Source organism: Streptomyces sp. NPDC086080 (genome assembly GCF_044540255.1).
In the GTDB taxonomy this organism is placed as follows: Bacteria; Actinomycetota; Actinomycetes; order Streptomycetales; family Streptomycetaceae; genus Streptomyces.
This window is the reverse complement of the sequence record NZ_JBITRU010000039.1, coordinates 57,096-63,331: the sequence shown is the minus strand read 5'-3', so window position 1 is coordinate 63,331 and position 6,236 is coordinate 57,096. Positions and strand designations below refer to the sequence as shown.

Genomic DNA, 6,236 nt, shown 5'->3' with positions numbered 1-6,236 from the left:
CGTCCGCTCGGGATACGTCTCACCAGCTATGTGCCCGCTCGCCACAAGATCAGGACCCTACCCGACCAAGATCACACTACGGAAGCGACGTTGGTCACGCGGCAGACTCACGGTAGGACGTCAGTCCATCAGCGGAGCAAGCCGGGCACCAATGGTTTTCGCGAGGATGGCTCTGACTGCGTTTGTGGGTTGTCAGTTGTCCGTCTGAGTGAATGTCACCGGCTGGTTACTGAGCTTGTCGGCGTAATGTCGCAAGGATGACAAGTGACGGATATCGCGGTATGCCTCGGCAATCTCGGCGTCGGTGACCGGCCGGTCCAGCCATCGGTAGTAGGGCTGGCGGGCCAGCCCTAGCACCCGGCACGTCACCGCCACCGGCACCCGGTGAGGGGCATCGGCGGCGGCCAGCTCGCGGACGAGCGGGTACATCATTTTGCCGGCAGGTTCGCCTGCGACAGATACGCTGCAGCCCTTCTCAGGACCTCGTTCTCCTGCTCCAGCAGCCGGATGCGCTTGCGGGCCTCGCGCAGCTCGGCCGACTCACCCGACGCCGTCGCGGGCCTGACGCCCGCATCGGTGTCAGCGCGGCGCAGCCACTTCGACAGCGTGATCGGGTGGATCAAGCCAGGTCAGGTGTCACCTGTCCGTGCAGCAGTCCCTGGTGTTCTCCGTGACGATGCGCTGAAGTGAGCCTTCGGGGAGATCGTGTTCGGGGTCGCGGATCTTGCTGAGGAGTTCTGCGCTGCGGGTGCGCCGGGTGCAGATTTCGCGCTGGGCTTGGGCGAGTGAGACCGCGAAGAAGACGCGGTGGACAGATTCGTTCTGTTGGTTCGGGTCAAGCATCGCGACGCCGAAGGCGCCGTGTCAGGGCGGGCAGCCAGGGCAGGGTGCCGAACAGCGCCAGGAGCGACAGCAGCGGGACGCGCCACCACGCCGGGACGGCCGTCGGCGGCGGGGACGGCATCTGTGCCACCCACGGCCGGGCGGTCTTCGACCAGGCCAGGAACGCGTCGCCGACCGGGAGCAGGCCGAAGGCGTACCGCTTGGTCCACGGAGTGCCGACCGGGACGCCCGCCAGTTCGCTGACGCCCGCGAGCGCGCCGGCGAGCCGGGCGTCGCCGTGGACCTGGGCCGCGCCGATGGTGACGACGCTCGCCGACAGGCTCACCCCGAGCGGAAGGGGGCCGGAGTCGACGTCGGCCGGTCCGTCCGTGCCGTCCGGATACTCCCGCACCGCCGGTGCGAGGCCGAGCGGGGTGGTGAGGTACAGGTCACGGAAACGGGAGTACTGCCCGGCGGCGAAGGCGGGGTCGATGTCGACCAGGAAGCGCTGGATGAGGCTCTGTGAGGTGCCCCTGGCCACTTCGGCCGGCTCCCCGGTGACCGGGTCGGCCCGGTGCGGGAGCAGTCCGGTGCGCGGATCGAGCCGCTCGCGCGACTCCCGCAGCCACCGCCGGACGGTGGGGCCGAACCGGTCCGGCAGCAGACGGTCGTGCAGCCGCAGCGAGGCGACCGCCACGGTCGAGTCCACCGGCCATGCCTGACCCGGGTACGCCTCCAGGTACGGCGAGGACGAGGCGTCGAACGCCGCGCCGAGCGCGGCCGAGTCGCGGGCGAACCGGCGCACCTCGGCGGCGTCGCGGTGCCCGGCCGGCTGGAGGCTCAGCACCCCGCCGCGCAGCCAGTTGCTCCACCCGCGGTGGAAGACGCCGTACGGCGGGGTGAGCTCCGGGCTGAACGGGGCCCGGCCCGCCGGGGAGTCCAGCTGCCGAAGCGCCCACCGGGCCTCCCGCAGCGCCGTCGACCGCTCGTCGGCCGGGGCGCGCAGGCCGAGCTCGACCCGGCTCAGACCGTAGAGCACGTGCAGGAAGAAATGCCCCTCGGGGAACACGGCCTGCGCCTCGTCACCGGCCCCGTCGTCCAGTGCCTGCCGCAGAAACGCCAACTGCCTTTCGACTCCGGGCGGTTCGCCGTCCGGCCCCGCGGTGGCGGGCACGACCAGCCGCACCGCTCCCAGCAGGGCGCAGAGGCTCACCAGCACGGCTGCGAGCAGGCGCAGCCGGCGCATCGCCACCTGGCGCCCCGGTGACGTCGGCGTCACGCCTCGGTTCCCGGAGCCGTCCGTCCCGGCCTGAGCCCTGGGACGGACGATGGCCGTCCCCTCGCCGGTGTCCGGCATTTCGACGCCTCTCGTCCGGATCCGCGGTCAGCAGTTGTACGTCTGCCGGACGCGGTCGAAGCGCTGTGCCAGCAGGTCGTCGCGGTTGATGATCCAGCCCACCTCGCCGTCACCCCAGGTGAAGATGTCGGCCTGGGTGAGTTCCAGGAGGTTCAGCCAGGGGCCTCCCTCCTTGGTCGCCGCTTCCGCCATGGCCCGGGCGTACAGTTCCTCGAACCTTTCGGGGGCGTCCCGGCAGACGATCACGGCCTCCTCGCACTTCCTCAGGAACTCCGCGTCGTACACGGCCCGGTAGTACGGAGGGTTCATCTCCACCCCGCGCAGCCCGCCGTTGCGTCGTACGCGCGGGATGTCCCCGGTCCGCTCGGCGTACTCGTGGACAGCGGCCACGATCGGGGCGAGCCGTTCCCTCTCGTCGTCGTCGATGTCGTTCTGCAGGGGTGGCAGCTCGACCTTCTCCTCTTCGTCGAGGTCCTCTTCCTCTTCGTCGAAGTCCTCGTGCTCCTCGGGGTCCCACATCCAGCCGAGCACGTCCCACGACGTGCCGGGGTCGCAGACCAGTACCTGCCGCCTCAGCGGTTTCAGCTCGTACGGTTCGCCGTCCCAGCTCTCGCCCACGGGCACGGGGCGCACGGCCGTCTCGGTGCCCGGCGGAACGTGGATCACCGGGACGACACCGTCCTCGGCGTGGTAGTCCTCGAAGGCGAAGAACAACAGGTGCCCTTCGCGCGGGAGGCCGTCGTCCAGCGGCTGCTTCGGCAGCGCGGCAAGGTCGAGGGCCGCGACGAAGTGGTCCCCGCGTCCCACTCGGCGTCCGCGGGCAGCTCCGGCAGCCCGCCGACGTACCCCACCACGATGTCCTTAGGTCCGATGTCGCCCTCGTCGACCGCGTATATGTGGAAGGGACGGCTGCATGGTCCACATGATCCGGGTGATCGCGTCGCCCGAGACGCCGTGCCGGGAGGCGAAGGCTCGGAACTCGTCGGTGTATGACATGGCGTCATTCTGCGGTGTCCCACTGACAGTCCACCCGGCCGGGCCATCGCCGGGCGCGCGCACCACGCCATATCACCACATCAAACCGGTTCGCCGCCGAGATCATCACACGGAAGTTGCACCAGAACCCTGAGCTTGATTCTGTCGGGGAACTTAGAGTTTCGTGGCGCGACAACATGATCAACAGGCATGCTCGGGTGGTTTCCGATGACCGATGCAACCGTCGAAGTGCCCGTTGTCCCTCCGTCCCCGTTCCGGTGAGCAAGTCCCGCCTCTGACCGCGCAGATCGCGCGGGTGAGCAACCCGGACGGCACGACGGCGATATGGGTGCGCGACAACTGCTGGGACCACTTGAGGGGCCGAGTGAGGCATCGCCGCCTCCGAAGGGGAGGCTCGGGGTTCAGGCTGCTTGGCGCAAAGTCCAGATCGGATACACACCCGCCGAGTACACCGCTTGTCGGATTCCCACAAGCAGCACACATCGTCATGTCTGGGCGGCCGCCACGGGAACAGGCCCGTCAGCTCCGGAGCCAGCACCATCAGAGCGCTGTAGCGCCGAGGGCGCCTCACGAAGGGGCGAGTGGAGAGGACGCCGCTCCGCCATTTGCCTGACGGCCCATCAGAGAAGCCAGCAAAAGGTCAGCATTGGTTCGACCGAAGCTGCCCGCAGATGCCCATGCATTGAGAGCTGCGGACAGCTTCAGAGACGCCAGAGAGCAGGAACCGAAGGCCCGCCCCAGGGGGTGGCCACGTCACCGGGCGGGCGCAGCAGCGATCTTGAGGTTCTTGGCTCAAGGCTCACGTTTCCGCAGGTCAGCGCACCCTCCCTCGCGGTTTCAAGGGCGTGTTCGGCAGCTCCGGCGCGGGCAGTGGGGCCCCGTCGTACCCCTGCACCTCACCGAAACGTGACCCCTTCATCCAGTCCTCGCGGGCCTGTACGATCTCCTCATGTGACCGTCCGATGAAGTTCCACCACATGACGATCTCCTCGCCGAAGGGTGGACCACCCAGCAGGACCAGCCGTGCCGTCCCGGTGCCCCGGTTGGTGAGGGTGAGGGTCCTACGGCCGGGGGCGATGTAGCCGAGTTCGGAGGGCCGCACGGCGGTCGCCTCGGCGAGGACATCGCCCGCGTCGACGAGGACGCCGTGCTCGAAGGCCGGGTCGACGTCGAGGGTCAGCTCCGCTCCCGGAGCCACGGTCACCTCGGCGCCCAGCAGAGGAGTGAAGGTGTGCACGGGGGACGTGTCGCCCGCGAGCGAGCCGAGGAAGACGCGCGCCTCGCCGCCTTCCAGCGGGAGCGGCTCCGGTACGTAGTGCTGGAAGTCCCGTTCCGCGTCACGGTGCTTTTCCGGCAGCGCCACCCACAATTGGACACCGTGCAGGAGCGTGGTGCCCGGCGTCGACACCTCCGAGTGGCTGATGCCGCGACCGCCCGTCATGAGGTTGAGCTCTCCCGGCCGGACGAGGGCATGGCTGCCCAGGCTGTCACGGTGCTCGATCTCCCCGGCGAACAGCCAGCTCACCGTCTGCAGACCGGTGTGCGGGTGCGGAGCGACGTCCATGCCGCCCTTCCCGGTGACGTCGTCGGGACCGTAGTGGTCGGCGAAGCACCAGGCGCCGATGAGGGTCCGGGCTCGCTGGGGCAGGGTGCGCCGCACCCTCATCGCGCGCGGGCCCCCGAGCGGAACGTCACGCGCGGTGAGGACCTCGACGTCGGCCGGGCGCGCCGCCTCCGCCTCGCCCCCGCACCTCAGTTCCGGGGGCCGTGTCTCCGTGTTGCTCATACCGCCTGCCCTCCACCATAAAGTTCGACTTTCAACCTTCACCCGCACCGATGATAGGCCGCCGAGCGGGCGATCGCCTGAGCAGCGAGCCCGCCTCCCGGCGACCGGCACCGGTCCGGGTCATGTGCTCGCCGCCACCGGATGCCGCAGCAGGTAGCCGGCCGCGCCCACCACCAGAACCCCCATGCAGGCGATGAACACAAACCCCGCGCCTTCCAGACCCATCGGTTCCGCCAGCAGGCCCACCCCGATGACAGGCACCGAGATCCCCGCGTACGCCACCACGAACAGCGACGAGATCACCGCCGCGCGCCGGTCCGCCGGGGACGCCCCGCCCACTGCGGACAGTGCCCCGCGGAACGCCAGGCCCTGGCCGAATCCCCCGACGACCGCGCTCAGCACCACCAGGGTCAGCAGGTCCCTGTACAACGCGCCCGCGAGCAGCGTCAGGGCGGCAAGGAGTCCGGCGCAGCCGAGCGGCAGCGACCGTCCCGCACCGACCCGGTCGACGGCCAGTTGCCCGCCGGTCGAGGCGAAGAAGGCCAGCGCCACGACCGCCCCGCTGACCGCGTGGTTGCTCACGTCGAGAGACCGCGCGAGGAAGGCCGGACTGACGGCGGTGAACACGCCGAACAGCGCGAACCCGACGAACGAGGCGGTCGCCGCCGGACCGAACACTGGCCGGACCCGCGCGGGCACCCCGGGACGTTGCGGACGGACGCTGCTGAGCGGCCGCCGTCGGCCCACCGTCTCGGGCAGCCACAGCAGCACGACGGCCGAACAGGCGACCAGGGCGAGGTGCACGGCGAACGGAAGACGCAGCGGCCAGGCCGCGTACTGCGCGAGCAGTCCGGCGAGCAGCGGACCGCAGCCGAGCCCGCCCATGTTGACGGCCGCGGCGACGAACGTGGCCCGGGAGCCGCCGGGCGGCGCCCCACAGCAGCACCGGACGCCTGCCCACGGCGTCCGAGGCATTGCCCGCGAGCAGCAGTACGCCGATGACCGCGAAGGCGTACACGGCGTAGACGATGGTGACGGTCAGCTCGGAGAAGCCGAACTTCTCCTGGTACAGGGGATAGAGCGGAGTCGGTAGCGTGGCACCGGCCGTGCACACCGCGAACACGGCACCGCCCAGCAGACACACCCGCCACCCGCGGCGCTCACCGGCCATGTCCCGACGCTAACCCCGCACACCGCCGCGGCCCCTCCGGCACGCCACGGACCGGGCCGGGCCGTGGGCGGCCGACGGTTGCCCGCCGGCCGCCCGACCGAGGG

At 70.3% G+C, this 6,236-nt stretch carries 6 protein-coding genes and 1 pseudogene; all 7 read right to left on the bottom strand.

The genetic code is table 11. The features are described 5' to 3' along the window. Window positions 1–192 precede the first annotated feature (192 nt). Window positions 193–432, bottom strand: a complete 240-nt coding sequence (locus ACIF9R_RS32825) for a hypothetical protein (protein ID WP_399986056.1) — start codon at window positions 430–432, stop codon at window positions 193–195. After that, complete coding sequence (locus ACIF9R_RS32820) at window positions 429–623, bottom strand: transposase (RefSeq protein ID WP_399986055.1); 195 nt, start codon at window positions 621–623, stop codon at window positions 429–431. The genes ACIF9R_RS32825 and ACIF9R_RS32820 overlap by 4 nt, the downstream gene beginning before the upstream one ends. Before the next feature lie 13 nt (window positions 624–636). Further along, a complete protein-coding gene (locus ACIF9R_RS32815) occupies window positions 637–843 on the bottom strand; it encodes a hypothetical protein (RefSeq protein WP_399986054.1) in 207 nt (68 codons plus the stop codon). After that, a complete protein-coding gene (locus tag ACIF9R_RS32810; protein ID WP_399986053.1) occupies window positions 836–2,101 on the bottom strand; it encodes a hypothetical protein in 1,266 nt (421 codons plus the stop codon). Before ACIF9R_RS32810 ends, ACIF9R_RS32815 begins: the two co-directional genes overlap by 8 nt. 105 nt (window positions 2,102–2,206) lie before the next feature. Continuing rightward, the gene (locus ACIF9R_RS32805; protein WP_399986052.1) at window positions 2,207–2,986 is read right to left on the bottom strand and encodes a DUF1963 domain-containing protein; all 780 of its coding nucleotides are present in this window, start codon (window positions 2,984–2,986) and stop codon (window positions 2,207–2,209) included. A 1,003-nt stretch (window positions 2,987–3,989) separates the two neighbouring features. Then, the gene (locus ACIF9R_RS32800; protein WP_399986051.1) at window positions 3,990–4,961 is read right to left on the bottom strand and encodes a pirin family protein; all 972 of its coding nucleotides are present in this window, start codon (window positions 4,959–4,961) and stop codon (window positions 3,990–3,992) included. A gap of 120 nt (window positions 4,962–5,081) precedes the next feature. Continuing rightward, window positions 5,082–6,132: pseudogene (locus ACIF9R_RS32795) on the bottom strand (MFS transporter). Between the last annotated feature and the right edge of the window lie 104 nt (window positions 6,133–6,236).

Bases quoted from the DNA above. Each gene is read 5' to 3' on its own strand.
- ACIF9R_RS32825 (WP_399986056.1), bottom strand. From the start codon at position 432: ATGATGTACCCGCTCGTCCGCGAGCTGGCCGCCGCCGATGCCCCTCAC.
- ACIF9R_RS32815 (WP_399986054.1), bottom strand. From the start codon at position 843: ATGCTTGACCCGAACCAACAGAACGAATCTGTCCACCGCGTCTTCTTC.
- ACIF9R_RS32800 (WP_399986051.1), bottom strand. From the start codon at position 4,961: ATGAGCAACACGGAGACACGGCCCCCGGAACTGAGGTGCGGGGGCGAG.